This is a genomic window from Pseudomonas lini, from assembly GCF_030812475.1.
Classification (GTDB): domain Bacteria; phylum Pseudomonadota; class Gammaproteobacteria; order Pseudomonadales; family Pseudomonadaceae; genus Aquipseudomonas; species Aquipseudomonas lini_A.
The window spans coordinates 524,404-551,185 of sequence record NZ_JAUSSR010000002.1; the positions used below are offsets into that span (position 1 = coordinate 524,404).

24 protein-coding genes and 2 pseudogenes are annotated in these 26,782 nt (G+C 60.4%); 16 read left to right on the forward strand and 10 right to left on the reverse strand.

Annotated features, from left to right (window positions below):
* Positions 1–11: 11 nt before the first annotated feature.
* From dnaQ to J2W17_RS06140, 3 genes are all read right to left on the reverse strand, one after another.
* On the reverse strand, positions 12–770 hold the full coding sequence (gene dnaQ / locus J2W17_RS06130) for a DNA polymerase III subunit epsilon (RefSeq protein WP_307330775.1): 759 nt from the start codon (positions 768–770) through the stop codon (positions 12–14).
* Positions 771–964: 194 nt separating this feature from the next.
* On the reverse strand, positions 965–1,417 hold the full coding sequence (gene rnhA / locus J2W17_RS06135; RefSeq protein WP_008028618.1) for a ribonuclease HI: 453 nt from the start codon (positions 1,415–1,417) through the stop codon (positions 965–967).
* Between the two features lie 93 nt (positions 1,418–1,510).
* Positions 1,511–2,269, reverse strand: coding sequence for a class I SAM-dependent methyltransferase (locus J2W17_RS06140; protein WP_307330786.1), 759 nt, complete (start codon positions 2,267–2,269; stop codon positions 1,511–1,513).
* A 66-nt stretch (positions 2,270–2,335) separates the two neighbouring features.
* Here J2W17_RS06140 and gloB point away from each other — a divergent pair, with 66 nt between their 5' ends.
* From gloB to fabI, 8 genes are all read left to right on the forward strand, one after another.
* Positions 2,336–3,103: a hydroxyacylglutathione hydrolase gene (gene gloB / locus J2W17_RS06145; protein ID WP_307330789.1), complete on the forward strand. Its 768-nt coding sequence runs from the start codon at positions 2,336–2,338 to the stop codon at positions 3,101–3,103.
* Positions 3,104–3,202: 99 nt separating this feature from the next.
* On the forward strand, positions 3,203–4,633 hold the full coding sequence (locus tag J2W17_RS06150; RefSeq protein WP_307330792.1) for a transglycosylase SLT domain-containing protein: 1,431 nt from the start codon (positions 3,203–3,205) through the stop codon (positions 4,631–4,633).
* Positions 4,634–5,030: 397 nt separating this feature from the next.
* The gene (locus tag J2W17_RS06155) at positions 5,031–6,863 is read left to right on the forward strand and encodes an extracellular solute-binding protein (protein WP_307330795.1); all 1,833 of its coding nucleotides are present in this window, start codon (positions 5,031–5,033) and stop codon (positions 6,861–6,863) included.
* On the forward strand, positions 6,860–8,701 hold the full coding sequence (locus tag J2W17_RS06160) for an extracellular solute-binding protein (RefSeq protein ID WP_307330799.1): 1,842 nt from the start codon (positions 6,860–6,862) through the stop codon (positions 8,699–8,701). The genes J2W17_RS06155 and J2W17_RS06160 overlap by 4 nt, the downstream gene beginning before the upstream one ends.
* Positions 8,702–8,705: 4 nt before the next feature.
* Entirely contained in the window at positions 8,706–9,779 is a 1,074-nt protein-coding gene (locus tag J2W17_RS06165; protein WP_064677970.1) for a microcin C ABC transporter permease YejB, read from the forward strand.
* A 1-nt stretch (position 9,780) separates the two neighbouring features.
* Positions 9,781–10,800 (forward strand): ABC transporter permease, encoded by a 1,020-nt coding sequence (locus J2W17_RS06170; RefSeq protein WP_307330803.1) that lies wholly within the window; start codon positions 9,781–9,783, stop codon positions 10,798–10,800.
* A gap of 1 nt (position 10,801) precedes the next feature.
* Positions 10,802–12,412, forward strand: a complete 1,611-nt coding sequence (locus J2W17_RS06175) for an ABC transporter ATP-binding protein (protein WP_307330806.1) — start codon at positions 10,802–10,804, stop codon at positions 12,410–12,412.
* A gap of 22 nt (positions 12,413–12,434) precedes the next feature.
* On the forward strand, positions 12,435–13,229 hold the full coding sequence (gene fabI, locus J2W17_RS06180; protein ID WP_077749640.1) for an enoyl-ACP reductase FabI: 795 nt from the start codon (positions 12,435–12,437) through the stop codon (positions 13,227–13,229).
* A gap of 130 nt (positions 13,230–13,359) precedes the next feature.
* Here fabI and J2W17_RS06185 read toward each other — a convergent pair whose 3' ends face one another.
* From J2W17_RS06185 to J2W17_RS06200, 4 genes are all read right to left on the reverse strand, one after another.
* Positions 13,360–13,974: a GGDEF domain-containing protein gene (locus tag J2W17_RS06185; protein ID WP_307330812.1), complete on the reverse strand. Its 615-nt coding sequence runs from the start codon at positions 13,972–13,974 to the stop codon at positions 13,360–13,362.
* 74 nt (positions 13,975–14,048) lie between these two features.
* Entirely contained in the window at positions 14,049–14,627 is a 579-nt protein-coding gene (locus J2W17_RS06190) for a hypothetical protein (protein WP_307330815.1), read from the reverse strand.
* A 1-nt stretch (position 14,628) separates the two neighbouring features.
* Positions 14,629–16,797 (reverse strand): xanthine dehydrogenase family protein molybdopterin-binding subunit, encoded by a 2,169-nt coding sequence (locus J2W17_RS06195; protein ID WP_307330818.1) that lies wholly within the window; start codon positions 16,795–16,797, stop codon positions 14,629–14,631.
* A 24-nt stretch (positions 16,798–16,821) separates the two neighbouring features.
* Positions 16,822–17,277, reverse strand: a complete 456-nt coding sequence (locus tag J2W17_RS06200; RefSeq protein ID WP_307330821.1) for a (2Fe-2S)-binding protein — start codon at positions 17,275–17,277, stop codon at positions 16,822–16,824.
* 351 nt (positions 17,278–17,628) lie between these two features.
* Here J2W17_RS06200 and J2W17_RS06205 point away from each other — a divergent pair.
* Both J2W17_RS06205 and J2W17_RS06210 read left to right on the forward strand, forming a co-directional pair.
* A pseudogene (locus tag J2W17_RS06205) lies at positions 17,629–17,739 on the forward strand (VOC family protein); the annotation flags it as partial.
* Between the two features lie 35 nt (positions 17,740–17,774).
* Positions 17,775–18,608, forward strand: a complete 834-nt coding sequence (locus J2W17_RS06210) for an AraC family transcriptional regulator (protein WP_307330824.1) — start codon at positions 17,775–17,777, stop codon at positions 18,606–18,608.
* A gap of 5 nt (positions 18,609–18,613) precedes the next feature.
* Here J2W17_RS06210 and J2W17_RS06215 read toward each other — a convergent pair whose 3' ends face one another.
* Positions 18,614–19,201: a LysE family translocator gene (locus tag J2W17_RS06215; protein WP_307330827.1), complete on the reverse strand. Its 588-nt coding sequence runs from the start codon at positions 19,199–19,201 to the stop codon at positions 18,614–18,616.
* A 167-nt stretch (positions 19,202–19,368) separates the two neighbouring features.
* Here J2W17_RS06215 and J2W17_RS06220 point away from each other — a divergent pair, with 167 nt between their 5' ends.
* The 5 genes and pseudogenes from J2W17_RS06220 to J2W17_RS06240 all read left to right on the forward strand — a co-directional run bounded on the left by J2W17_RS06220 (position 19,369) and on the right by J2W17_RS06240 (position 24,236).
* Positions 19,369–19,989 carry a LysE family translocator gene (locus tag J2W17_RS06220; RefSeq protein ID WP_307330831.1) on the forward strand — a complete coding sequence of 207 codons (621 nt, stop codon included), beginning with the start codon at positions 19,369–19,371 and terminating at the stop codon, positions 19,987–19,989.
* Between the two features lie 175 nt (positions 19,990–20,164).
* A complete protein-coding gene (locus J2W17_RS06225) occupies positions 20,165–21,247 on the forward strand; it encodes a bifunctional transcriptional activator/DNA repair enzyme AdaA (RefSeq protein ID WP_307330834.1) in 1,083 nt (360 codons plus the stop codon).
* A gap of 29 nt (positions 21,248–21,276) precedes the next feature.
* A complete protein-coding gene (locus tag J2W17_RS06230; RefSeq protein ID WP_307330837.1) occupies positions 21,277–21,894 on the forward strand; it encodes a DNA-3-methyladenine glycosylase family protein in 618 nt (205 codons plus the stop codon).
* 147 nt (positions 21,895–22,041) lie between these two features.
* A pseudogene (locus J2W17_RS06235) lies at positions 22,042–22,531 on the forward strand (GFA family protein).
* Positions 22,532–22,736: 205 nt separating this feature from the next.
* Positions 22,737–24,236, forward strand: a complete 1,500-nt coding sequence (locus J2W17_RS06240; RefSeq protein WP_307330841.1) for a trypsin-like serine peptidase — start codon at positions 22,737–22,739, stop codon at positions 24,234–24,236.
* A gap of 77 nt (positions 24,237–24,313) precedes the next feature.
* Here the strand turns inward: J2W17_RS06240 and J2W17_RS06245 are convergent, their stop codons facing one another.
* On the reverse strand, positions 24,314–24,928 hold the full coding sequence (locus J2W17_RS06245) for a tRNA-(ms[2]io[6]A)-hydroxylase (protein WP_307330844.1): 615 nt from the start codon (positions 24,926–24,928) through the stop codon (positions 24,314–24,316).
* A gap of 159 nt (positions 24,929–25,087) precedes the next feature.
* Here J2W17_RS06245 and J2W17_RS06250 point away from each other — a divergent pair, with 159 nt between their 5' ends.
* Positions 25,088–25,951, forward strand: a complete 864-nt coding sequence (locus J2W17_RS06250) for a universal stress protein (protein ID WP_307330848.1) — start codon at positions 25,088–25,090, stop codon at positions 25,949–25,951.
* A 99-nt stretch (positions 25,952–26,050) separates the two neighbouring features.
* On the opposite strand, the gene J2W17_RS06255 is transcribed toward J2W17_RS06250, so the two are convergent.
* Positions 26,051–26,521, reverse strand: a complete 471-nt coding sequence (locus J2W17_RS06255) for a DUF1289 domain-containing protein (protein WP_307330851.1) — start codon at positions 26,519–26,521, stop codon at positions 26,051–26,053.
* Between the last annotated feature and the right edge of the window lie 261 nt (positions 26,522–26,782).

A 26,782-nucleotide genomic window follows, 5' to 3' on the forward strand; every position in this document is an offset into this window, starting at 1 on the left:
CTACACCATCCCTACGCCTGCGCCTTGGCCTCCGCCAGTTGCTGCCACAACGACGGCGCTCCGGCGGACTTGGCGATGGCTTCGAGACGTGCAATGTGCCGTGCCAGGTCGTCTTCATTGGCGCGAATGATACGCGTCGGTTGACGGTCGGCCGGCAAGCGGCGGATTTCCGTGGCCGAATTGTCCGCGCCTTCGCCGGACCCATTGCCATCGGAGGCATTACCGGCCAGGGACAGGCTGGTCTGGCCGCCGGTCATGGTCAGGTAGACGTCGGCAAGGATCTCGGAGTCGAGCAAGGCGCCGTGGAGCTCACGGCCGGAGTTGTCGACGCCATAGCGTTTGCACAAGGCATCGAGGCTGTTGCGCTGCCCGGGGTGACGCTCCCGGGCCATCATCAAGGTGTCGAGGATCGAGCAGTGTTGCGTGATGTCCGCGCGATCGTGCTGGCCCATCAGCGCGAACTCGTTGTTGATGAAGCCAACGTCGAACGCCGCGTTATGGATGATCAGCTGCGCGCCCTTGATGAACTCGAAGAACTCGTCGGCCACTTCGGTGAAACGCGGCTTGCCCACCAGGAATTCGTTGGTGATGCCGTGGACGCCGATAGCGCCTTCGTCACTCTCGCGGTCCGGTTGCAGGTAAACGTGGAAATGCCGGCCGGTCAGGCGCCGACCGATCAACTCGACACAACCGATTTCGATAATCCGGTGGCCATCGGTCACCGGCATGCCGGTGGTTTCGGTATCGAGTACAACGGATCTGGTGGCCATCAGTGCTCAGCTCTCAACGGGTCGTTCTTGCAAAAGCGGCGATGTTATCACGCTCGCCGGGGCATTCAGAAACACCGTGTCGCACCCATTCGCCGGCAAGCCGGTCTCGCTCCCACAGGGGAAATGCATTTCAAGTGTGGGAGCGAGACCGGCTTGCCGGCGAATGCCACGACGCGGTGCATCGACAGTGGGAGTCAGGCCTGCTTGTACCCACGCACTTCATCCACCCCACGATTGGCCAACTGGTCAGCCCGTTCGTTGCCATGATGGCCGATGTGCCCGCGTACCCATTTCCAGGTGACGTTGTGCCGGTTGACCTGCTCATCCAGCAGCTTCCACAGATCGGCATTCTTTACCGGTTCCTTCGCTGCCGTCTTCCAGCCGCGCTTCTTCCAGTTGTCCATCCACTCGTTGATGCCTTTCATCACGTATTGGGAGTCGGTGACCAGCAGCACGTCGCAGGAACGCTTGAGTTCTTCAAGGCCGCGGATCGCGCCCATCAGTTCCATGCGGTTGTTGGTGGTGTTGGCTTCGCCGCCCCAGAGTTCTTTTTCAACGCCCTTGCACACCAGCAATGCACCCCAGCCGCCAGGGCCAGGATTGCCTTTGCAGGCGCCGTCGGTGAAGAGTTCTACGCTATCGCTCATGCCAATCTATCCAGAAAAATGCGGTTGGCCCGCCGATCCATGACCGACGATGCCCGAGGCCGGGGGAAACCCGGCCGGGAATATGAATGTGTATTACGGCTCGATACGGCGACGGTTGACCTTGGCCATCGGCAATGGAATCAGCTTGCCCATCGGCTCGCGCCGTTCCTGGCGCAGCGGCCGCAGGCCCACCACGATCTTGCGCGCGACCAGCAGATAAAAGCCGCCACCCGACAGCTGCCAGTCACCGGCCTTGCGTTCCCAACCGGCCAGGCGGGTGTGCCAGGCGGGGGACGCCAGCGGCGGACGATAGCACCCGAAGCGGCGTTTCTCCAGCGCAAAGCCCAGCAGGTTCAGCCAGTCGCCGACCCTGGACGGGGAAATGCAGCGTGCCTTGCGCATGCCATCATGAGCGAATACATGGCGCAAGCCCCAAGTGCTCCAGGGGTTGATCCCGATGATCAACAAGTGGCCGCCGGGGCGTACGCTGCTGGCCGCCTCGCGCAGCAAACCGTGAGGCGACAGGCAGAAATCCAGCCCGTGTTGCAGCACCACCACGTCGGCGGCATGCTCGCTCAACGGCCAGGCCTGTTCTTCGCAGACGATCTCGACACCGGGCAACGGCGCGCCGAGCCGTACATTGCGCTGCACCTGCGGCGCCGACGGCGGTGTCTGGGCCGAAGGACCGTAATGCACCAGATAGCCGCCGAAAAAGCGCCCCAACTCGTCTTCGAGCATGAGGCGCTCTTCATCCAGCAGAAATTGCCCGATCGGGCCGGACAGCCATTCACGGGCCGCGCTGATCAACGTCAGCCACTCAGGATCGGCCTGAGCGAACGCTTTATCTGTCATTGCATTTCTCCAACGCGCCAGGACGTTCTAAGATGCGCCATTGTTTTCCGCTTGGCGAATCCGACGATGATACAGATCAGTGCCCTGCCCGCCTTCACCGACAACTACATCTGGTTGTTACAAGACTCCCATTCCCGGCGCTGTGCGGTCGTCGATCCGGGCGATGCCGCGCCGGTCCAGGCCTGGCTCGCGGCGCATCCCGAATGGATATTGAGCGATATTCTGATCACTCACCATCATCATGACCATGTCGGCGGCGTCGAGCAGCTTAAAAAAGCGACAGGCGCGACCGTCTACGGCCCGGCCAGTGAAAACATCCCGGCCCGGGACGTCGCCCTCGAGGACAACGACCGCTTCAACGTGCTGGGCTGTGAATTCGAGGTCATCGCAATTCCTGGCCACACGCTGGGCCACATCGCCTTGTATCACCCGGGCCTGCTGTTTTGCGGCGATACCCTGTTCGCCGCCGGATGCGGGCGTCTGTTCGAAGGCACGCCCGAGCAAATGCACAGCTCGCTGGCACGCCTGGCGGCCCTTCCCGAAGATACGCGGGTCTACTGCGGTCATGAATATACGCTGAGCAATCTGCGCTTCGCCATCGCGGTCGAACCGGGCAACAAGGCAATCGCCGAACGCCTGGCAACCGTCACTGAACAACGGGAAGCAGGCGTCATCACGCTGCCTTCGACCCTGGCCCAGGAAAAGCTCACCAATCCATTTTTACGTACCGGGGAAACATCCGTTAAAGAAAAAGTGGACGAACGGGAGGGAACTCATAACCGGGCTCCGAGTGCGGTCTTTGCTGCTCTTCGTGCCTGGAAAGATAAGTTCTAGGCCACCTTGGCGATGGTATAAAAATTCTGAATGGTTGACCTTGGGGGGTACGCTTTCTAGAATCGCCCGACATTTTTGCCCGGAACTTACTTCCAGCCAATGTCGTCATCCATTCGCAAAACCATCAATAAAGACGCATTGACCCGCCTGGCTCAAGCCATCGCGGTGGCTGTGTCCGCCACGCTGGCGGGCTGTTCCAGCCATGCGCCGCAGACCGAAGCGACGCACGTTCCGAACCTCGCCGCTCGAGCCAAGCCAAAACCTGTGCTGCTCAGCGTGAAACCGACCCCGGAAATACCCCAGGATGTCTGGGAGCGCATGCGCCAGGGCTTCCAGCTGCAGGACACCGCTGGCGTCAACCCGCGCATCGAACAACAACGCTTGTGGTTCGCCAGCAACCCGTCCTTCCTCGCGAGCGCCGGCGAGCGCGGCAGCCTGTACATCCATTACATCGTCGAACGCCTCGAAGAACGCAACATGCCTCTGGAGCTGGCGCTGCTGCCGGTGATTGAAAGCGCCTACAACCCGATGGCCTATTCCCGGGCCAACGCGGTCGGCCTATGGCAATTCATCCCGTCCACCGGCCGCTACTTCAACCTGCGTCAGACGCGCTTCTATGATGGCCGGCGCGATATCACCGCCTCGACCACCGCAGCGATGGACTATCTGACCCGCCTGCATGACATGTTCAACGGTGACTGGTTGCTGGCCCTGGCCGCCTACAACGCCGGTGAAGGCACCGTCAGCCGAGCCATCGAACGCAACGAAAAGCTTGGCCTGCCGACCGACTACTGGAACCTGCCACTGCCCGCCGAAACCCAGGCCTACGTGCCGAAGCTGCTGGCCCTGTCGCAAGTAGTGCTCGCACCGGATGCCTATGGCGTGAACCTTAACCCGATCGCCAACGAACCCTACTTCCAGGTCGTCGAGATCAACCAGCGCATGGACCTGTCCAAGGTTGCCGCGGTGGCTAACATCGATGAAGACGAACTGTTCCAGCTCAATCCTGCGTTCAAACAACGCACCACCATCGATGGCCCCCAGCACTTGCTGGTGCCGACGTCCAAGGCGCAGTTGCTGACCACCAGCCTGTCGACGATGCGACCCGACGAGTTGATCAGCAAGAAGCCGCTCAAGCCGGTCTTCGAGGGTGCCGACAGTCCCGCCGTGGCCGGCGCCAAACGCTCCTACCGGGTCAAGCGCGGCGACAACCTGGGCACCATCGCCAGGGCCAACAATGTCGAGGTCAAGGACCTGCAGCGCTGGAACAAGCTGACCGGTAAGAACCTCAAGGCCGGCCAGACCCTGGTCATGCAGGACACTACCAAGCGCAGCTCCGGGCGTGTCAACACCGTAGTGGCGGCCACCAGCAAGAAGCAGCAGACCCAGTACAAGGTCAAGCAAGGGGATTCGTTGTACATGGTGGCCAAGCGGTTCAACGTTGAAATGCAGCACCTCAAGCGCTGGAACCCCCGGATTGGCCGGGCGCTGAAGCCGGGACAGATGTTGACGGTGGCTTCGCCACGTTAATGTAGGAATGCAGGAGCGAGCTTGCTCCGGGGCGGCATTGCGACGATGGATTCAAGAGCGCCGCGTTCTTGCAGGAGCAAGCTTGCTCGCGACGGATTCAAGAGCGCCGCGTTCTTGTAGGAGCAAGCTTGCTCGCGACGGATTCAAGAGCGCCGCGTTTAACCAGTAAACCCCCGTTATCGTTAACGACCATCGCGAGCAAGCTCGCTCCTACAGAGTTCCGCGTTTAACCAGCACACACGTTATCGTTAACGACCATCGTCGGACCGCCCCCCGGAGCAAGCTCGCTCCTACAACCAGCAATTAGCCACCCATCAAATCCCCGTCTTTTTCCTGCCCAGACAAGCTGTTACTGTACGGCCCACAAAGCCCAAGCCGCCTGGATCGGATCTCTGACTTGAAGCGTCCCCTCCTCCTGTTCCTGATCAGCCTGGCCTTGAGCTCCCCCGCAAGCGCGACAATCAGCGAAAGCCATGGTTATGCGCAGTTCGGCACGCTCAAGTACCCGGCCAGATTTACCCACTTCGACTGGGTCAACCCGCAAGCGCCCAAGGGCGGTACGTTGCGGGTGATGGCGTTTGGCACTTTCGATACGCTCAACCCTTATACTTTCAAGGGTTCGAGCCCGGTCTCCACGCCGAATTTCCTGCAATACGGCATCAACGAGCTCAACGAAACACTGATGGTCGGCACCGGCCAGTACGCGCCTTCCGGCGACGAACCGACGTCCAGTTATGGCTTGATCGCGCAATCGGTGGAATACAGCGAGGACCGCAGTTGGGTAGTGTTCAACCTTCGCCCGCAAGCGCGCTTCCACGATGGCTCGCCGATTACCGCGTACGACGTCGCGTTTTCCTACCGCCTGCTGCTCAAGGAAGGTCATCCGCAGTACCGCACCAACCTTCAGGAAGTGCTGCGAGTCGACATCCTCAACCCGCAGCGCATCCGCTTTGTCTTCAAGCGTGCCGGCAACCCCTTGCTGATCCTGCGCCTGGGCGAGTTGCCGGTGCTGCCGCAACATTACTGGAAAGGCCGCGACTTCAAGGCCACCACCTTCGAACCGCCCCTGGGCAGCGGCCCCTATCGCGTTACCGCGGTCACGCCCGGACGGCAGATCGTGTTCGAGCGGGTCAAGGATTACTGGGGCAAGGACCTGCCGGTCAATCGCGGCAAGTACAATGTCGACCGCATGGAAGTCGAGTTTTACCGTGACAGCGACGTCGCGTTCGAAGCCTTCAAGGCCGGCGAGTTCGACATCTACATCGAACATCAGGCGAAAAACTGGCAAAACGGCTACAACTTCCCCGCGGTGCGCCGCGGCGAGGTAATCAAGGCGCAGATCCCGCACCAGATCCCGACCCAGACCCAGGGCCTGTTCATGAACAGCCGGCGCCCGACCTTCGCCGACGCCAGGGCCCGTGAAGCCCTGGGGATGATGTTCGATTTCGAGTGGACCAATCGCACGCTGTTCAGCGGCGCCTACAAGCGCGCGCTGAGCTACTACCCCAACAGCGAATTCTCGGCCACGGGCCTGCCGGTCGGCCATGAATGGCTGATGCTCAAACCGTATCGCGAGCAGCTACCGGCCAGGCTGCTCACAGAGCCGTTCAGCTTGCCGCAGACCCAAGGCCGTGGCATCCCTCGGGAAACCCTGCGCAAGGCCCTGAGCCTGCTGGCCGAGGCCGGCTGGAAGCTCAATGGCCAACGGCTGCAGAACGCCGCCGGTCAACCGTTGCGCCTGGAGATCCTGCTGGTCAACCCGAACCTGGAACGCATCCTTCAACCCTACGTGGAAAACCTCGCCAGCATCGGCATCGACGCCCGCCTGCGCACGGTCGATCGCGCCCAGTACAAGCAACGCCTCGATCAGTTCGATTTCGACATGATCCTGATGACCCTCAACCAGACCCTCAGCCCGGGCCTGGAGCAATGGCAGTACTTTCATTCCAGCCAGGTCGGTGTCAAGGGCAGCAAAAACTACGCGGGCATCGCCAACCCGGTGGTCGACCACTTGCTCGAACAATTGCTTGCCGCAAAGACCCGCGACGAACAGGTCGCCGCCGGCAAGGCGCTGGACCGGGTGCTGCTGTGGCAGCACTACATCATTCCCAACTGGTACCTCAATTATCACCGCCTGGCCTACCGCAACCGGTTAGCCTTTGTCACCACGCCGCCCTACACCCTGGGCCTGAGCGCGTGGTGGCTGAAATCTTCGGAGAAGGATCGATGAAATCCGTACATGCCCTGCTGGTGCAGGCCAGCGGCCTGTTGTTCGCCGGGCTGGCCTGCGCCGCCCCGCAACATGCCCTGACCTTGTACAACGAGCCGCCAAAATACCCGGCCGACTTCCAGCATTTCGATTACGTGAACCCGGACGCGCCCAAGGGCGGGATTTTCCGCCAGGCCGGGTTCGGCGGCTTCGACAGCCTCAATCCGTTCATCGGCAAGGGTGTCCCGGCCGACGACATCGGCATGATCTATGACACCCTGGCCAAACAGGGCCTGGACGAACCGTTCACCGAGTACGGTCTGGTCGCCGGCAAGATCGAGAAAGCCCCGGACAACAGCTGGGTGCGCTTTTACCTGCGTCCCGAAGCGCACTTCCATGACGGCCATCCGATCCGCGCCGAAGACGTGGTGTTCAGCTTCGAAACCCTGACCCGGGACGGCGCGCCGCTTTACCGCGGTTACTACAGCGATGTTGCCGAAGTGATCGCCGAAGACCCGCTCAAGGTGCTGTTCAAATTCAAGCACAACAACAACCGCGAACTGCCGCTGATCCTCGGCCAGTTGCCGGTGCTGCCCAAGCACTGGTGGGCCGGTCGCGACTTCAACAAGGGCAACCTGGAACTGCCGCTGGGCAGCGGCCCGTACAAGGTCAGTGAAGTGAAAGCCGGACGCTCGGTACGCTATGAGCGGGTCAAGGATTACTGGGGCAAGGACCTGCCGGTCAACCGCGGGTTCTACAACTTCGACGTCATGACCACCGACTATTACCGCGACAACACCGTGGCCCTGGAAGCACTGAAGGCCGGGCAGTTCGATTACTGGCTGGAGATGGCCGCGAAGAACTGGGCCAACGCCTACAACATCCCGGCCGTCACCGAGGGCCGCTTGATCAAGGAACAGATTCCCAACGGCAACCCCACCGGTATGCAAGGCTTTGTATTCAACCTGCGGCGCCCGGTGTTCCAGGACCTGCGAGTGCGCCAGGCCCTGACCCTGTTGCTGGACTTCGAATGGACCAACAAGCAACTGTTCAACGGCGCCTATGCGCGCACCCGCAGTTACTTCGAAAACTCGGAAATGGCCGCCAGCGGCCTGCCGGACGCCGATCAACTGGCAATTCTCGACCCGTTCCGCGGCAAGGTGCCCGAGCAGGTCTTCAGCGAGGCGTTCGAGAACCCGGTCACCGATGGCAGCGGCATGATCCGCGCGCAGCAACGCAAAGCCTATCAACTGTTGCAAGAAGCCGGCTGGCGGATCGTCGACGACAAGATGGTGGACGCCACCGGCAAACCGGTGACGATTGAATTCCTGCTGGCCCAGACCGAATTCGAGCGGGTGCTGCTGCCGTTCAAGCGCAACCTGAGCGATCTGGGCATCGACCTGGTGATCCGCCGGGTCGACGTCTCGCAGTACATCAACCGGGTACGTTCGCGGGACTTCGACATGATCGTCGGCAGCTTCCCTCAGTCCAACTCACCGGGCAACGAACAGCGCGAGTTCTGGATGTCCGCCGCCGCCGACAAACCCGGCAGTCGCAATTCCATGGGCCTGAAAGACCCGGTGGTGGACCAGTTGGTCGAGCAACTGATCAACGCTGACTCGCGGCAAAGCCTGGTGGCCCACGCCCGCGCCCTGGACCGGGTGCTGCAATGGGGCTACTACGTGATTCCCAACTGGCACATCAAGACCTGGCGCGTGGCCTACTGGAACCACATCGGCCACCCGGACACCTCGCCCAAGTACGACATCGGCATCACCACCTGGTGGGTCAAGCCCTACGCGAAACCTGCGGTAGAAATCGAAACCAAACTGCAAGCCGACCCTGCGGGCACGGAGTAATCAGATGCTGGCGTATATTTTTCGGCGACTGCTGCTGATCATCCCGACCTTGCTCGGCATTTTGCTGATCAACTTCGTGATCATCCAGGCCGCCCCCGGCGGGCCGGTGGAACAGATGATCGCCAAGCTCGAAGGCTTCGAAGGCGCCACCAGCCGCATCGCCGGCGGCGGCGCCGAAGTCTCGGTGGCCGGTTCGGCCTATCGTGGTGCGCAAGGCCTGGACCCGGCACTGGTCAAGGAAATCGAGCACATGTACGGTTTCGACAAGTCGGCACCGGAACGCTTGTGGATCATGATCAAGAACTACGCCACCCTTGATTTCGGCGACAGCTTCTTCCGCGACGCCAAGGTCATCGACCTGATCAAGGAAAAGATGCCGGTGTCGATCTCCCTCGGGTTATGGAGCACGCTGATCATGTACCTGGTGTCGATCCCCCTGGGGATCGCCAAGGCCACGCGCCACGGCAGCCACTTCGACGTCTGGACCAGCTCATTGATCATCGTCGGTTATGCGATCCCGGCCTTCCTGTTCGCCATCCTGCTGATCGTGCTGTTCGCCGGTGGCAGCTACCTTGACTGGTTCCCGTTGCGCGGCCTGACCTCGAACAACTTCGACGAGCTGAGCATGGGCGGCAAAATCCTCGACTACTTCTGGCACCTGGCCTTGCCCGTGACCGCACTGGTGATCGGCAACTTTGCGACCATGACCCTGCTGACCAAAAACAGCTTCCTCGATGAAATCAACAAACAGTACGTGGTCACCGCCAAGGCCAAGGGCCTGACCAACCACCGGGTGCTCTATGGCCACGTGTTCCGCAACGCCATGCTGCTGGTGATCGCCGGGTTCCCGTCGGCGTTCATCGGCATCTTCTTCACCGGCTCGTTGCTGGTGGAAGTGATCTTCTCCCTCGACGGCCTCGGGCTGATGAGTTTTGAAGCGGCGATCAATCGCGACTACCCGGTGGTCTTTGGCACGTTGTTCATCTTCACCCTGCTGGGACTGGTGGTGAAACTGATCGGCGACCTCACCTACACCTTCGTCGATCCGCGCATCGACTTCGAAAGCCGGGAGCATTGAGATGAACCTGTCCCCGCTCAATCGCCGGCGTTTCGAACTGTTCAAGGCCAACAAGCGTGGCTGGTGGTCGCTGTGGCTGTTCCTGGTGCTATTTGGCCTGAGCCTGGGTGCCGAGCTGATCGCCAACGACAAGCCGCTGGTGGTGCACTACGACGACGGCTGGTACTTCCCGGCACTCAAGCGTTATCCGGAAACCGCGTTCGGCGGCGAATTCCCGCTGGAAGCCAACTACAAGAGCCCCTACATCCGCGAACTGCTCAAGGCCAGGGACGCCTGGGTGCTGTGGGCGCCGATCCCCTACAGCTACCAGAGCATCAACTACGACCTGAAAGTCCCGGCCCCGGCGCCGCCTTCGACCGACAACCTGCTCGGCACCGACGACCAGGGCCGCGACGTGTTGGCCCGGGTGATTTACGGCTTCCGGATTTCGGTGTTGTTTGCCCTGACCCTGACGATCCTGAGCTCGATCATCGGCGTGATTGCCGGCGCACTGCAGGGCTTCTACGGCGGCTGGGTAGACCTGGCCGGGCAGCGATTCCTCGAGATCTGGTCCGGTCTGCCGGTGCTGTACCTGCTGATCATCCTTGCCAGTTTCGTCCAGCCGAACTTCTGGTGGCTGCTGGGGATCATGCTGCTGTTCTCGTGGATGAGCCTGGTGGACGTGGTGCGTGCCGAGTTCCTGCGCGGGCGCAACCTTGAATACGTGCGTGCGGCGCGAGCCCTGGGGATGCAGAATGGTGCGATCATGTTCCGCCATATCCTGCCCAACGCCATGGTCTCGACCATGACCTTCATGCCGTTCATCCTGACCGGCGCCATCGGCACCCTGACCGCCCTCGACTTCCTGGGCTTCGGCTTGCCACCGGGCGCGCCGTCCCTGGGTGAGCTGGTGGCCCAGGGCAAATCCAACCTGCAGGCGCCGTGGCTGGGCATGAGCGCGTTTGCAGTACTGGCGTTGATGTTGAGTTTGCTGGTGTTCATCGGCGAGTCCGCTCGCGATGCCTTCGACCCGAGGAAGTGAAATGAATCAGGACAATCTGATCGAAGTGCGCGACCTGGCCGTCGAATTTGTCGTCGGCGAGCGCGTCCAGCGGGTGGTCGAAGGCGTCAGCTTTGACATCAAGCGAGGCGAAACCCTGGCCCTGGTGGGCGAAAGCGGCTCAGGCAAATCGGTGACCGCGCACTCGATACTGCGCCTGCTGCCCTACCCGCTGGCCCGGCATCCGTCCGGCACTATCGAGTATTCCGGGCGAAACCTGTTGAGCCTGAAAGAAAAAACCATCCGCCACATCCGCGGCAACCGGATCGCGATGATCTTCCAGGAGCCGATGACCTCGCTCAATCCGCTGCATTCGATCGAGAAGCAGATCAACGAGGTGCTGGGCATCCACAAAGGCCTGATCGGCAAAGTCGCGACCAAACGCACCCTGGAGCTGCTGGAGATGGTCGGCATCCCGGAGCCCGAGAAGCGGCTCAAAGCCCTGCCCCATGAACTGTCCGGCGGCCAGCGCCAACGGGTAATGATCGCCATGGCCCTGGCCAACGAGCCGGAATTGCTGATCGCCGACGAACCGACCACCGCGCTGGATGTGACGGTTCAACTGAAAATCCTCGAATTGCTCAAGGAACTGCAGGCCCGTCTGGGCATGGCGCTGCTGTTGATCAGTCACGATTTGAACCTTGTGCGAAGAATTGCGCATCGCGTATGTGTCATGCAGCGTGGTTGCATCGTCGAACAGGCATCGTGCGAAGAGTTGTTCCGCGCGCCGCAGCATCCTTACACACGGGAACTGCTGGCAGCGGAGCCCAGCGGGACGCCGGCGACCAATGTGATTGGCCCGCCATTGCTGCAGGTCGAGGACCTGAAAGTCTGGTTCCCGATCAAGAAAGGCTTGCTGAAAAAGACCGTGGATCACATCAAGGCGGTCGACGGCATCAATTTCAGCCTGCCCCAGGGCCAGACCCTGGGGATTGTGGGAGAAAGCGGTTCCGGCAAATCGACCCTCGGCCTGGCGATTCTGCGGCTGATCGTTAGCACAGGCGGGATCCGTTTCGAAGGCAAGCAGCTAGACTGCCTGACGCAGCAACAGGTTCGACCGTTGCGCCGGGAGATGCAGGTGGTGTTCCAGGACCCCTTCGGCAGCTTGAGCCCGCGGATGTGCGTGAGCCAGATCGTCGGCGAAGGCCTGCGTATCCACAAGATGGGCACTGAGGCAGAACAGGAACAAGCGATTATTGCGGCACTCAAGGAGGTAGGGCTGGACCCGGAAACCCGGAACCGCTACCCCCACGAATTTTCCGGCGGGCAACGGCAGAGAATCGCCATTGCCCGGGCATTGGTGTTAAAACCGGCGTTGATTCTGCTGGACGAGCCGACCTCGGCCCTCGACCGCACCGTGCAACGCCAGGTGGTGGAGCTTTTACGATCACTGCAAACCAAGTACAACCTGACGTATCTGTTTATCAGCCATGACCTGGCTGTCGTCAAGGCGCTGAGTCACCAGCTGATGGTGGTCAAGCAGGGCCAAGTGGTCGAACAGGGGGACGCGCAAAGTATTTTTGCCGCCCCCAAACATCCGTATACACAGCAGTTGCTGGAAGCCGCTTTCCTGGCACCAGCCACTGCGCAATAACCTGAAAAGAGAGGAGCAACACATGGGTTTTCTCGCCGGTAAGCGCGTACTGATCGTCGGTGTCGCCAGCAAGCTGTCCATCGCATCCGGCATCGCTGCCGCCATGCATCGCGAGGGCGCTGAGCTTGCCTTCACTTATCAGAACGACAAACTCAAGGGTCGTGTCGAAGAGTTCGCACAGAGCTGGGGCTCCAACCCGGACCTGTGCTTCCCGTGCGACGTGGCCAGCGATGAAGAAATCGCCAAGGTTTTCGTTGAATTGAGCAAAAAGTGGGATGGCCTGGACTGCATCGTGCACTCCGTCGGCTTCGCCCCGGGCGACCAACTGGATGGCGACTTCACCGAAGCCACCACCCGTGAAGGTTTCCGCATCGCTCACGACATCAGCGCCTACAGCTTCGTGGCCCTGGCCAAGGCCGGTCGTGAAATGATGAAAGGCCGCAACGGCAGCCTGCTGACCCTGTCGTACCTGGGCGCCGAGCGCACCATGCCTAACTACAACGTGATGGGCATGGCCAAGGCTTCCCTGGAAGCTGGCGTGCGTTACCTGGCCGGCTCCCTGGGCCCGGACGGCACCCGCGTGAACTGCGTATCGGCTGGCCCGATCCGCACCCTCGCCGCCTCCGGCATCAAGAACTTCCGCAAGATGCTGGCCGCCAACGAAGCGCAAACCCCGCTGCGTCGCAACGTCACCATCGACGAAGTCGGCAACGCCGGCGCGTTCCTGTGCTCGGACCTGGCGTCCGGCATCAGCGGCGAAATCATGTACGTGGACGGTGGTTTCAACACCACGGCCATGGGTAGCCTCGAAGAGTAATCTTCGACTTACCATAAAAAAACCCGCCTTTTGTGGCGGGTTTTTTTATGCCCGTAATTCTCAACCCTGACACCAATCCCCTGTGCAGGGATCAGTTGTCACCAAAAGATCAGGCTGGGAAGAACGCTTTTCAAAAGCCGACACTACCCTGACCCCGTACATGACCAATCGCCTCCATCAACCCCTCGACCGTTTTATGACGCAAGGGATCGAACTCCACCTGCGCGACACTGAACTGAATATCATAGCAACGATGGACCGTGGCATTGCGCTCGTCGAGCATCTCTTCAAGCCGCGCGCGGACTCCGGCAACGTCCACTGCGCTTGACCCCGTCAGTAAAACCGCGAATTCATCCCCTCCGACCCGCCCCACCACGTCGCTCTCGCGGAACGCGATGCGCAACACATCGGCAAAGGTTTTCAGGGCGCTGTCACCTTCGCTGCGGCCGTAGAGTTCGTTGATGCGCTTGAAATAGTCGAGGTCGAAAAACAACAGGCTCGCCGGTTTTGCCAATTGCTGGCAGGCGTCCAGCCACAATTGGCCCAGTACCTGAAAGCCATGAAGGTTGGTCAGCAGCGTCAACGGGTCCATGCTCGCCACTTGCACGGCAGTCAACTGTTGTTCGAACTCGCGGGCCATCTCGCGCATCGTTTCGCGCTCCTGTACAGCGGTTTCCAGTACATTCAGACCGTGGAGGCTGTCTGCGAGCTGGCCGGTCTTGACCGATTTACCTGAAACCAACATGACTCACTCCTGTGACGGGTATGTCCTTTAGAGTCCTGCATACCGGGTTTGACTCACGATTAACAGACCGCCGGTCAACCGCCCTCGATGGGACAGGGTCCTCCCGCGTCCGCCCATCGCTTGAACTGGCTGACAAAAATGTCGTGCGGCACCGGCACCGGCGCGCGTCCCACGCCCGGATTCCAGCCCCAGAGCACCAGTTTGTCCTCACTGACATGCTTGATCAGCGCGGCAAGATCGCGATCGCCATTGCTGGCGCGGTCCTTGATCATGACGCACAACCTGTCGGCCGGCAGGCCGATCCAGGCCATTTTGTGGGCCTGCGGCGGCAGGCTCCAGTGCGGCGCCCCCGGCGGCATGCCCGCGCCATAGCTGGCCGGCGGGTTGCTTTCGGCATGGCAGGTGGCACAGGGCAAACCAGCAGCGCCCTTGCCGTCCATGCCCCGCACCACATTCATCGCGTGGGGAATGCCGGCGTCGAACTGCAACGGTGAATCACCGGGTATATGGCAGTTTTGGCAGCGCGGGCTCTGGAAGACCTTTTGCACGGTATCGAACGCCTTGACCGCCTCCTTTTCATCAGCCAACACATGCTCGGCATAGGCGATCAGACCGATCAACACCACCGTGCCCAGCAGCAGATGTCGTTTCATCTCATACCCCCGACAGGTCCAGCGGCAGTTCCCGCAAGCGTTGGCCGGTCAGAGCGAACACCGCATTGGCCACCGCCGGTGCCGTGGGCGGTACGCCGGCCTCGCCTATACCGCCAGGCTTCTCGCTGCTAGGCACGATATGCACCTCGACCAGCGGCATTTCATTAAGCCTCAGCACCTGATAGTCATGATAATTGGATTGCTGCACCTGCCCGTTTTTGAAGGTCAGTTTGCTGTGCAAGGTAAATCCGAGGCCGAACGTGATCGCCGACTCCATTTGCGCGGCGATGCTCATCGGGTTGACCGCGATGCCGCAATCCACCGCGCACACCACTCGGTGCACGCGAATCGCCAGATTCTCCTGGGACACCTCGGCGACCTGGGCAACGTAACTGCCAAACGACTCATGCACCGCGATACCCAGGGCGTGGCCGTTTGGCAGAGTCGCCTCCCAGCCGGCTTTCTCGACCGCGAGATTCAGCACGCCGAGATGCCGTGGATGATCCTTGAGCAGGGTTCGTCGATAGTCGACCGGATCCTTGCCGGCCGCCTCCGCCAGTTCGTCAATCAGCGATTCCATCACGAACGCGGTGTGGGTGTGCCCGACCGAGCGCAGCCAGAGCACGCTGATCCCGGTGTTCGGCGAATGCAGATCCACCTGGTGATGGGCCAGCCCCACCAGGTAAGGACTGTCGGCGACTCCTTCGACAGACGTCTTGTCGATGCCGTCCTTGACCATGGTCGCCTCCAATGAGGTGCCGGCCATGATCGACTGCCCGACCAGGACATGCTTCCAGGCGATGGGCAGGCCCGCGGCATCCAGGCCGATGCGTGCGTGATGCAGGAACGCCGAGCGGTAATAACCGCCCCGGATGTCATCCTCGCGCGACCAGACGGTTTTCACCGGCCCACCCGCGGCCTTGGCGACTTCCACGGCTTCAGCGACAAAATCCGAGGTCGGATTGGCCCGACGACCAAAACCGCCGCCCAGGAACTGGGTATGAATCTCCACCTGTTCAGGTTTGAGCCCGGTGATTTTCCCCGCGATCATTTGATCCAGGGTCTGGAACTGGGTGCCGGTCCAGATCTCGCATTTGTTCTGGGTGATTTTGACCGTGCAGTTCAGCGGCTCCATCGGCGCGTGGGCCAGATACGGCACGCTGTATTCGACGTCGACGGTTTTCACCGCTTTGCCCAACGTGCCGTCGGTATCGCCGGCCTTGGCGGCTGAAACGCCAGGGGTGGTGGCGAGTGTGCGGAAACTGTCCAGCAATGCCTGACTGTCGAGCCCGCTATTGGGCCCCAGGTCCCAGTCGACCTTCAGTGCATCGCGTCCCAGCTTCGCCGCCCAATAGTGGTCGGCGATCACCGCGACGCCCGTGGGCACCTGCAGCACCTTATGCACGCCCGGAATCGCCAGCGCTTCGGCGCCCTCGAAGGATTTGACGCTGCCGCCGAACACCGGGGAACGGGCGACCATGGCGGTCATCAGGCCATCGAACTGCACGTCCATGCCGAACTTCGCCTGGCCGGTGATTTTTTCCGGGGTGTCCAGGCGCTTGGTGGGCTTGCCGATCACCTTCCAGTCCTTGGCCTCCTTTAACTTGATTGAAGACGGGTCCGGCACGGGAAGCTTGCCTGCGTCATCGGCCAACTCGCCGTAGGTGGCGCGTTTATCGCCGGCAATGGCCACGCCCGATTCGGTGCGAATCGCTGAAGGCGCGACATTGAAGCGCTTGGCGGCGGCCTCGATCAGCATCAACCGCGCCGTGGCGCCAGCCTGGCGGTAACGATCGAACTCCATCCAGGTCGAGGTAGAGCCACCGGTAATCTGCATTCCGCCAAACCCGGCCAGGCCATAGTCGGCGGCCGACGCGGGTGCATGTTCGACGCGGATTTTCGACCAGTCGGCGTCCAGCTCTTCGGCGATCAGCATGGTCAGTCCGGTCCAGATGCCCTGGCCCATCTCCGAATGACCGAGGAGCACGGTGACGCTGTCGTCATTGCCGATCCGCAGAAAGGCATTGGGGGCGAAGACCTTACCCTGGTTCTCGGCGCCGCTGGCAAAGCGATGGGCACCGGGGATGACAAACGCCACCACCAGACCGCCGCCCAGCAATGCGCTGCCCTTGAGGAAACCGCGGCGTGATAACGGCTTGATGCTGTTCATGGCTCAGGCTCCGTCAACAGGGCATCAACCGATTTCGGCAGCGCGTTTGACCGCGGCACGGATTCTTGGGTAGGTGCCGCAGCGGCAGATATTGCCGGAAAGCGCCTGATCGATGTCGCTGTCGGTGGGTTGGGGAATCTTCGCCAGCAAAGCGGCCGCCGACATGATCTGCCCGGACTGGCAATAACCGCACTGGACCACATCGAGTTCGGCCCAGGCTCGCTGCACCGGGTGCGAGCCGTCGGCGGACAGGCCTTCTATGGTAAGAATTTTCTGCCCGTGGGCCACGGCCGTGGCGGGCGTGACGCAGGAGCGCAACGGCGCACCGTCGACGTGTACGGTGCAGGCACCGCATTGGGCCATGCCACAACCGAACTTGGTGCCGGTCAGGTGCGCGACATCGCGCAGGACCCAAAGCAGCGGCATGTCCGCCGGAACGTCCAGCTCCTGATCCTTGCCGTTGATGTTAAGGGTCAGCATGGCAACTGTCCTCTGACTCACGGTGTTCTGAAGGGGCTCTCTGCATGACGCCCTCATTCTCATGGCGCCATCGTGTAGGAGCGAGCTTGCTCGCGATAGTCTCAAGGGCGACGCGTTCATTCAGAAAAAACGCGTCCTTGTTAACGTCCATCGCGAGCAAGCTCGCTCCTACAATAATTTGTCAGCACAAGCCTCGGGTTATCCCTACAGCTAAGCGCAATTTTGCCCGCGGGACAGGTTCATCGACCACCGGTCACTTGATGGCCGTATTAATGGACATCAACAGCTTCGCGAGCAGGCTCACTCCCACAATGGATCGGCGTACTGTTTTGCTTTCCACCTCTGCTGGAGATGCGCAAGGATCACGACACGAAGAAATCCCAGCGCGCCATGGAAGTGATGCCGCAAATGAAAAAACCCGACATCGCCACGCTGCAACGAGCCTTTGACGGCGAGAGCTAATACACTGCGAAGCTGACCTTCAGAGAATGCTGACCATGAAGCACTCCGTCGCCAAAGACGCTGACAAGGCCCCGCGTTTCTGGCGCGATGACGCCCTGCCCTTCATCGAAGCCCGTTCCATCGCCGACGGCCGCAAAGTCTGCTACACCCGGCATGCCCACGAGCACTTTTCCATTGGTGCGATCACGGCCGGGCGCAGTACCTATATTCACGAGCAATCGCACTTCCAAGTCGATGCCGGCACCGTGGTGCTGATGAATCCCGGCGATGTACACGCCTGCAATCCCATCGACAATCAGCCCTGGTCATACCTGATGCTGTACGTCGACACGCCCTGGCTTACCGATTTGCAACACCAGCTCGGGTTCAGCCATGATCTGGCCTTTCGCCGGTTCTCTATCACCCACAACCGCGACGCACGGCTGTTTGATGGTCTCAAGGCGTTATACGAAGTGCTGGTCGATCAAGAGCAGGACGTGCTGCATAAACACAGCACGGCGGTGGAGTTCTTTACCCAGGTGCAGCTGCGGCTCAATCCTGTCGCACCGCCGCTACGCGAGCCCAATTTCAAGCTGGAACAGGCCGCCGACTACATCCGCGACAATTGCACGCGAATGCTCAAGCTCGAAGACATCTGCGCGGCCGCTCAATTGTCGCCGTCTTACCTGATCCGCGCCTTCAAGCAACATTACGGCATGACGCCCCATGCGTTTCTCGTGAACCGGCGGATTCAGTTTGCCCAGAATCGACTGCGCAGCGGCATGCTGATCGCCGATGTCGCGCTGGAAGCGGGATTTGCCGATCAGGCGCATTTTCAACGGGCGTTCAAGCAACACCTGGCGGCGACACCCGGACAGTATCGCCGCTGACTCAGCTAGGGCAACACCAAGTAAACCGCACTCACCGCCAGCAACGACGCCATGATCCGGTTGAACCAGCGCATGCCCGCCGGATTGTGCAAATAGTCGCGCAAAAAGGTTCCGGCATACGCCCAGCAACCCACGGACACATAGCAGATCACCAGGTACACCGCGGCAAACTGCCAGACCAGCCGCGCCTCGCCATCGGCTACAAACGCCCCCATGCCGGCCACGCAGGCCAGCCAGGCTTTCGGGTTGAGCCATTGCATGACGGCGCCGTAGAGCATCGACGGTGCCCGGCCTGACTCCTTCGCTTCAAGTTGCCCCTGGTCGGCAGCCAATTTGAAGGCCATGTACAACAGGAACGCCACGCCGGCCCATTGCACCACCTGCGTCAACGCGGGCCAAAGCTGCAACAGCTCATGCAAGCCCAATCCCATCAGCACCAGCAGCAATACAAAGCCCAGCGTCGCACCGGCCACATGTCGCTGACTGGCGCGAAAACCGAAACGCGCCCCCGAACTCAACGCCACGATATTCACCGGCCCTGGGGTGATCGACGCTGCGAGGGCAAACGCCGCCATGGAAATAATCAGACTCATCGCACTTTCTTCCATACAGTTGAACCAGGCCCCAAGGTAGAGAGCCGCTCGAGGGCTGTATTGAACAAAACGCCCCTCACCTGTACCGCGCCTGACGTTCACCACTGTACGGGTCGAGCCTTGCACGCCTGTGATAAAAATATCGCTCTTGTTTCAGGAGCCCCGTCATGGACCTCGCCACCCTCTCCCTCTTCCTCCCCGCCTGCTTCGCGCTGAACATGGCGCCAGGCCCGAACAACCTGCTGTCGGTCAGCAACTCGACTCGCTACGGCTACCGCACGGCCTGTGTCGCCGGCATCGGCCGGCTGCTGGCGTTCGCCGGGATGATCGCCCTCGCGTCGGCGGGGCTGGCGGTGGTGCTGCAAACCTCGGAACTGCTGTTCTACGGGATCAAGATCCTTGGCGCGGCGTATCTGTTCTATCTCGCCTGGCAGTTGTGGCGCGCCGATCCCGGGACGCAAGACAGTGTTGCGGGGGCACCGGTGGGCACGCTGAGATTGGCGCGACAGGAGTTTCTGGTGGCGGCCGGCAATCCGAAAGCGATCCTGATCTTCACCGCGTTCCTGCCACAGTTCGTTGACCCGACCCGGGCAGTCGCCCCGCAGTTTGCGGTGTTGGGCGCGCTGTTCCTGATGCTGGAATGGATCGCGATCGGCGCCTACGCCTATATGGGCCTGCACATGCGCCGCTGGTTTGCCGAGCCCAGGGGCAAACGGATCTTCAACCGTTGCTGCGCGGGATTGTTGTCGGCGGCGGCTTCGGTATTGCTGATGGCGCGGCGGGCCTGAATAACCGGGCTTCAATTGTGGGAGACCGGCTTGCCGGCGAAGAGGCGGTTACATTCACCATCAATTTTGACTGCTACACCGCTATCGCGAGCACGCTCGCTCCCACATTAAATCTGTGGAATTCCCTGTCGATTTTCCGGTGGAGGCTTCGGCTGACGCGCCTTATGCTCAGCCCATGAACATGAAAAACACGTTGCTGCCGCCCCACGCCGAGATGGTTCGCGCCATGCTCGAACGAGACACCGCCTACGAGGGGGTGTTCTTTACCGCGGTCAAGACCACCGGCATCTTCTGTCGCCCCGGCTGCACCGCACGCAAGCCCAAGCCGGAGAACGTCGAGTTCTTCGCCCATGCCGATGACTGCCTGTCGGCCGGCTACCGCGCCTGCCTGCGTTGCAAACCGCTGGACGCGGCGGCGATCGCTCCGGACTGGGTGCAAAAGCTGCTCGCTGCGGTGGACACCGATCCCGACCTGCGCTGGAGCGACGCGCAGTTGCTCGCAGAAGGCATCGAGCCACTGAAACTGCGGCGCTGGTTCAAGCAGCATTTCGGCATGACCTTCCACGCCTGGCTGCGCACCCGCCGCCTCGGCATGGCATTGGGGGGTATCAGACAGGGCCACTCCATCGATCACGCGGCATTCGACTCAGGCTACGAATCCCTCAGCGGATTTCGCGATGCGTTTCAAAAATCCTTTCACATCACCCCCGGCCGCGCCATCGACAGCGAGCCGCTGCTGTTCACTCGCCTGACCACGCCCCTGGGGCCGATGATCGCCATGGCCGAACGCCGTGGGCTGGTGTTGCTGGAGTTTCTTGACCGGCCGGCGCTGACCCGGGAAGTCGAAGAATTGCAGCACCGTTACGGCTACGCCGTGGCGCCCGGGCACAACGGCCATTTGCACCAGATCGAAGAGGAACTGGCGCAGTATTTCGCCGGCAAACTGACCGGCTTCAACGTGCCATTACACCTGCCGGGCAGCGAATTCGCCCGCCAGGTGTGGGCCGAACTGGCGAAGATCCCTTACGGCCAGACCAGCACCTACGGCACCATCGCCGTGAAACTGGGCAAACCTGGCGCGAGCCGCGCCGTGGGTCTGGCGAACGGACACAATCGCCTTTCGATTGTCTTGCCTTGCCACCGGGTGATCGGTGCAGACGGCTCGCTGACCGGCTATGGTGGAGGACAACCGCGCAAGGCGTTTCTGCTCCGGCTGGAAAAGGCCGCCGTGCAGCTCACCGAACAACTTGCATTCTGAACACCATCAGGAAGGACAAGCTCACGTCCATGCCCGCCCCGTACCTGCCCGCCACCGAATTTCTGGCGTCCCTCGACGACGATTGGCGCCGTCACATTGCCGCCATCGGGCCCTGCCTGCATCAGCCCCATGCGGCTCGCGATCCTTATGAGTCGCTGGTGCGGGCAATTGCCTACCAGCAACTGCACGCCCGGGCCGGGGACGCGATCGTCGGGCGGTTGCTGGCGTTGTTTCCTGGCGGGCCATTTCCCAGGCCTGAACAGATCGTCGCGACAGACTTCGATCAGCTGCGCAGTTGCGGGTTTTCCGCGAGCAAGATCGCGACCATCCAGGGCATTGCCCAAGCGACACTGGACGGCGTGGTGCCCGATTACGCCACGGCGCTGGCCATGGACGACGAAGCGTTGATCGAACGCTTGATCAGATTGCGCGGGGTCGGGCGCTGGACCGTCGAGATGTTGCTGATCTACAGCCTGGAACGGCCGGATATCCTGCCGGCCGATGACTTTGGCGTGCGTGAGGGCTATCGCCGGCTCAAGGGGCTGCAGGTGCAGCCGACACGCAAGCAGATGATTGAGATCGGGCTGGCGTGGAGTCCGTTTCGGACCGTGGCGTCCTGGTATTTGTGGCGGGTGCCTGGGCGATAGACCGCATAGTCATTCTTCGCCGGCAAGCCGGTCTCGCTCCCTGCCCGCGATCCCCGGTGGTAGCGGGCTTGCCCACGAAGAGGCCGGCACATTCACCACAAACCGCTAGGCTGTCCAGGATAAGCCAAAGACCTGTCGGAGGATGCCATGCAGCTCGAAGGTTCCTGCCATTGCGGCGCCGTGTCATTCAGTTTGACCAGCGCCCACCCCTACCCTTACCAGCGTTGCTATTGCTCGATCTGCCGCAAGACCCAGGGCGGCGGCGGTTACTCGATCAATATTGCAGGCGAGATCCGCCAGCCTGAAAGTGCGCGGCCGCAAACACATTGCGATCTACCACGCGCTACTCAAGGAAAAAGGCGCCAAGCGAGCCCACCGCAGCACGGCCGAACGGCATTTCTGCTCCCTGTGCAGCTCCGGCTTGTGGTTATACAGCTCCGAATGGCCGCAATTGATCCACCCATTCGCCTCAGCCATCGACACCCCGCTGCCGGTTCCACCGGAACACACGCATTTGTTGCTCGATTCCAGGGCAACGTGGGTGGAAGTCGAAGTGCGTCCTGGTGACAAGCAGTTCGATGTGTATCCTGAAGAGTCGATCGCCCAGTGGCATGATCGTCTGGGTTTGAGCTGCTGAAGCGAGCGTGCCTGACTGCAGCGAGAGCAGTGAACACACGTAGCATCGTTGCCCGGCCCGGAAGGACCGACATCATTCGTTCCACTGTGCTTGCCTTTGACACTTGCCGCGTAAAGTCGAAGCTCTTACTGTCTGGGTTGCGCACACCTGCGTTTTAGATATTCACCCTTTAGCGTCAACATCGAAAATTAACCAAGGAATGGTTATGAACAACACACACTTGAAAACATTATGTCCGTTGATGGGAATACTATTTATATCGACATGCATTGCTGCCGCCGATCTCGGCAAAGGACTGGCCAACGAGTCCGATTCGATATTGCTAAAAAATCAAAACAACAACTACAGTCACTGGAATGGCGTTGGCAAGATATTTTGGGGTGATGACCCCGCCTGCACCTCAAGCCTGCTGGATACACGGGACAAAAACAATAACGCTGTCGGCCCGGCTTACTTGCTCACCGCTGCACATTGTGCATTCAACGCCAGTGAGCTCCAGGCCGTCGAGCCATTTGAACAAGTTGTGAAGTTCAATTACTTCAACGATACACCGCACGCTTATAAAAGCTACAAAATCAACACCACGGTCTGGAAGGATTATCAGCATACCGATCTTGCGATCGTCACGTTGGATGCTGCACTGGCCACGGTGCTCAAAGATGGAGTGACTCCACTGAAGTTGGCATCGGCATGGCCGAAAGTGTCGGCCGACGTACTGATTGTCGGCGCGCCCGACGAGCTCCCGGAGTCAGGACTGCGGTTGGCGGCCTGTTCTCAGCAACCCACAGGCGCCGCCCTGGTTGAGGGCGATCGCTCATATCTCGACACCTTGAAAAACCGCTGCAGGGACATACGGACTGGCTCTTCGGGAAGTCCCGTATTAGACCGACAAAGCGGGCATATCCTCAGTGTGATGGCAACGAGTACCCATGGCGCGACGATTGACCAGCAATGTTTTGACGATGCCCCGTGCGAAGTGAAGAACGGGCAGCCCGAGTGGTCATCCGATACGCACTATAGTAATCCAGTGGATTATTTATCAAGCTGCTTCAGCGAGGGTGTCTTCACCAGCGCCTCAAACGCCTGCACCCTTCACCGTACGTTCCAGGTGACCGACACGACGTGGCCTACACAATATGTGGCAATGCCAGAAAATGAAACCAGTCCGGATCCGGTTTTACAGGCAACATTTTCCTTGAGCACACCCTACTACCGATTCAAAACCGCACGTGATGTTACACAATGTTCGTCAGCCCATAATTACAGCGCGCCCATCGATGCGTCCAACGCTTTTATCAATGCGCCTATCAGTAGAGAGCCTGGCATGTATTTTCTGTGCATCATAGGCGTCGAGTCTGCAGATCACAGACCCAGTATCGAGTTGATGAAAAGCGCCTGGGTGACCCCTGCACAACTTATCGGAAGAGCGCCAGTGCGAATGCCCGAGCCGACTATCACATTGAGCGCAGACTGGAATTATCAGGTTAAATGGCGTTATTCAGTTCCACAGTATTTTGGCACGTTCTATTACACTGGCCCGCCCCACGAGACAGACTGTCATAAAATACCGATCGAAGACTACGCTAAAACCTTTGAACCCATTACTTTTGAAGCCGAGCAACTTCCCTTGACGCTGTGTAGTCGAAACAACGATCTAAGCGACCGCTATTCGGATGTTCGCTCTGACCTGTTGGCTTTGCCGTGAATGGATCACGTTAAGCAATCCTTGTAAATGGTCCCCGCCAGCCTGACCGCGGCTGGCGGGATTGATTTCAGTGCCGATCAATTGACTGCAAGCGTTGGCACACCACTGTGGAATCGGAATTCCACATCCGGCGATTCGATCAGCTCCTGCTCGGCCGCACGGACCCTGTCGATGACCTGCGCAATGTCCTTGGCGTCCCCGTACTGACAGGCCAGTTTCAGGTAACCCTGGAAATGCCGCGCCTCGCTTTTCAGCAGGCCAAAGTAGAACGTGCCCAGCTCTTCATCCAGGTGCGGCACGAGCGCCTCGAAACGCTCGCAACTGCGGGCCTCGATAAACGCCCCCACCACCAGGGTGTCCACCAGCTTGACCGGTTCGTGACTACGCACCGCTTTGCGCAAGCCCGAGGCGTAACGCCCGGCGGACAGCTGACGCAACTCGATCTTGCGCTTTTTCATCAGGCGCATGACCTGTTCGTGGTGCACAAGCTCTTCCCGGGCCAGGCGCGACATCAGGTTGATCAGATCGACATGGGAGTGATATTTGGCAATCAGGCTCAATGCCGTGCTGGCGGCCTTGAATTCGCAGTTCTTGTGATCGATCAGCAGGGTTTCCTGATCGGCCAGCGCGGCCTGGATCCAGCCGTCGGGGGTTCGGCAGCCGAGGAACTCGTGAATTTCGGGAAGGATCATGGGGCTCACGGATAAGAGGTTCAAAACGAAGGGCGCCGATTATACCGGCCTGTCGGCAGACCACCAGCCGCGACCGTTGATATGCATCAAGTCCCGAATGCCCGGCAAGCAACTATAGTTGTCCAACGCAGTATTTTTACCTTCCTGGAGATCCCGATCATGCAAGCCATTCGCAGCATCCTGGTGGTCATCGAACCCGAACACTCGGAAAGCCTGGCGCTCAAACGGGCCAAATTGATTGCGGGTGTGACCCAGGCCCATCTGCACCTGTTGGTCTGTGACCGCAAGCATGACCACAGCGCCATGCTTGGCGTACTCAAGGCCGCGCTGCTGGAGGACGGTTTCAGCGTCACCACCGAGCAGGCCTGGAATGAGAGCCTGCACGAAACCATCGTCGACGTGCAGCAGGCGGAAGGCTGCGGGCTGGTGATCAAACAGCATTATCCCGACAGCCCGCTGAAAAAGGCCCTGTTGACCCCGGCGGACTGGAAACTGCTGCGCTACTGCCCAACCCCGGTGCTGTTGGTCAAAACCTCGAAACCCTGGACCGGCGGGGTCATCCTGGCGGCGATCGACGTTGGCAATACCGATGGCGAACACCGCACCTTGCACGCCGCCATCGTCGATCACGGTTATGACATCGCCAGCCTGGCCAAGGCCCACCTGCATGTGGTCAGTGCCCATCCGTCGCCGATGCTCTCGGCGGCCGATCCGACGTTGCAACTGAGCGAAACCATCGAGGCGCGTTATCGCGAGCAGTGCAAGGCCTTTCAGGCCGAGTTCGATATTGATGACGAGCACCTGCATATCGCAGAAGGCCCGGCGGATGTGTTGATTCCGTACATGGTGCACAAGCTGGGTGCATCGGTGACCGTGATCGGCACGGTGGCACGGTCCGGGTTGTCTGGCGCGTTGATCGGGAATACGGCGGAAGTGGTGCTGGATGCGGTGGAGAGTGATGTGCTGGTATTGAAGCCGGATACGATCATGGATCATCTGGAGGAGATTGTGACCCAGCATTGAGATCCGCGCTGCCGGGTAGATAGCCTTCGCCGGCAAGCCGGCTCCTACAGGGATGCGCGGTCAACTGTAGGAGCTGGCTTGCCGGCGAAGCTTTTAAAATCAACCGCCGAACGCATCCCTGAGAAAGCCCGGCGCAATGTAGCGCTGGTAATGCGCCTCCGAGAGTAAAAAGAACTCCCGATCAATGGCATCTCGCAGTTCCGGCAGGTTCCAGTCGCGAAATTCCGGCATCAGCACCATTCCGTAGGCTTCCAGATTGTTGATCACCCGCGCGCCACGGGCGATCAGCTGATAAGCCCAGCAATATTGCGACTGATGCGGCACAAAGCGGATCTTGCGCTGCTCCAGCTGCAATCGCAGGCGTTGGGGATCGAAAATCTCCACCTTGCTGGCCATCACCTGGGACAGCAATTGCTCGAGTCGCAACCACACCGCGCGTTTTTCTTCCTCGTTGTAGCCGTTCCAGTTGATCACTTCGTGGTGGAAACGCTTGCAGCCACGGCACACCAGATCACCGTAAACAGTGGAGCAAAGGCCGACGCAGGGGGTCTTGATGGTCTGATTGGGCATAGTCAGGAGGGCACGGGAAAGCAGGACAGGCGGGCATGTTAGCCCTTTGTCTAACATTCATCACCCCTCAAAATGCAGGCCCTAACTTACCTTTAATTTTTTTTTCCCGTAGAATCAGCCTGCCTTTTAAGGCGCCAATGTCCGTTAGAAGCTGTTTTCAAAGCGTCACGAGCACAGTCGTTCCTTCAGAGCGGTGTTGGCGAAGGGTTTTTCCAGCGGGGAAAAACCCAACGCCAACCCTCATCAGCTCCCGTTTCTGCA

What these genes read in the sequence shown, in the direction of transcription:
- J2W17_RS06175 (WP_307330806.1), top strand. Translation starts at nt 10,802, where the DNA reads ATGAATCAGGACAATCTGATCGAAGTGCGCGACCTGGCCGTCGAATTT.
- J2W17_RS06250 (WP_307330848.1), top strand. Translation starts at nt 25,088, where the DNA reads ATGCAAGCCATTCGCAGCATCCTGGTGGTCATCGAACCCGAACACTCG.
- J2W17_RS06170 (WP_307330803.1), top strand. Translation starts at nt 9,781, where the DNA reads ATGAACCTGTCCCCGCTCAATCGCCGGCGTTTCGAACTGTTCAAGGCC.
- J2W17_RS06165 (WP_064677970.1), top strand. Translation starts at nt 8,706, where the DNA reads ATGCTGGCGTATATTTTTCGGCGACTGCTGCTGATCATCCCGACCTTG.
- J2W17_RS06140 (WP_307330786.1), bottom strand. Translation starts at nt 2,269, where the DNA reads ATGACAGATAAAGCGTTCGCTCAGGCCGATCCTGAGTGGCTGACGTTG.
- J2W17_RS06185 (WP_307330812.1), bottom strand. Translation starts at nt 13,974, where the DNA reads ATGTTGGTTTCAGGTAAATCGGTCAAGACCGGCCAGCTCGCAGACAGC.
- dnaQ (WP_307330775.1), bottom strand. Translation starts at nt 770, where the DNA reads ATGGCCACCAGATCCGTTGTACTCGATACCGAAACCACCGGCATGCCG.
- J2W17_RS06225 (WP_307330834.1), top strand. Translation starts at nt 20,165, where the DNA reads ATGAACATGAAAAACACGTTGCTGCCGCCCCACGCCGAGATGGTTCGC.
- rnhA (WP_008028618.1), bottom strand. Translation starts at nt 1,417, where the DNA reads ATGAGCGATAGCGTAGAACTCTTCACCGACGGCGCCTGCAAAGGCAAT.
- J2W17_RS06150 (WP_307330792.1), top strand. Translation starts at nt 3,203, where the DNA reads ATGTCGTCATCCATTCGCAAAACCATCAATAAAGACGCATTGACCCGC.
- J2W17_RS06160 (WP_307330799.1), top strand. Translation starts at nt 6,860, where the DNA reads ATGAAATCCGTACATGCCCTGCTGGTGCAGGCCAGCGGCCTGTTGTTC.
- J2W17_RS06255 (WP_307330851.1), bottom strand. Translation starts at nt 26,521, where the DNA reads ATGCCCAATCAGACCATCAAGACCCCCTGCGTCGGCCTTTGCTCCACT.
- J2W17_RS06240 (WP_307330841.1), top strand. Translation starts at nt 22,737, where the DNA reads ATGAACAACACACACTTGAAAACATTATGTCCGTTGATGGGAATACTA.
- J2W17_RS06245 (WP_307330844.1), bottom strand. Translation starts at nt 24,928, where the DNA reads ATGATCCTTCCCGAAATTCACGAGTTCCTCGGCTGCCGAACCCCCGAC.
- J2W17_RS06195 (WP_307330818.1), bottom strand. Translation starts at nt 16,797, where the DNA reads ATGAACAGCATCAAGCCGTTATCACGCCGCGGTTTCCTCAAGGGCAGC.
- fabI (WP_077749640.1), top strand. Translation starts at nt 12,435, where the DNA reads ATGGGTTTTCTCGCCGGTAAGCGCGTACTGATCGTCGGTGTCGCCAGC.
- J2W17_RS06215 (WP_307330827.1), bottom strand. Translation starts at nt 19,201, where the DNA reads ATGAGTCTGATTATTTCCATGGCGGCGTTTGCCCTCGCAGCGTCGATC.
- J2W17_RS06190 (WP_307330815.1), bottom strand. Translation starts at nt 14,627, where the DNA reads ATGAAACGACATCTGCTGCTGGGCACGGTGGTGTTGATCGGTCTGATC.
- J2W17_RS06210 (WP_307330824.1), top strand. Translation starts at nt 17,775, where the DNA reads ATGAAGCACTCCGTCGCCAAAGACGCTGACAAGGCCCCGCGTTTCTGG.
- J2W17_RS06230 (WP_307330837.1), top strand. Translation starts at nt 21,277, where the DNA reads ATGCCCGCCCCGTACCTGCCCGCCACCGAATTTCTGGCGTCCCTCGAC.
- J2W17_RS06220 (WP_307330831.1), top strand. Translation starts at nt 19,369, where the DNA reads ATGGACCTCGCCACCCTCTCCCTCTTCCTCCCCGCCTGCTTCGCGCTG.
- J2W17_RS06200 (WP_307330821.1), bottom strand. Translation starts at nt 17,277, where the DNA reads ATGCTGACCCTTAACATCAACGGCAAGGATCAGGAGCTGGACGTTCCG.
- gloB (WP_307330789.1), top strand. Translation starts at nt 2,336, where the DNA reads ATGATACAGATCAGTGCCCTGCCCGCCTTCACCGACAACTACATCTGG.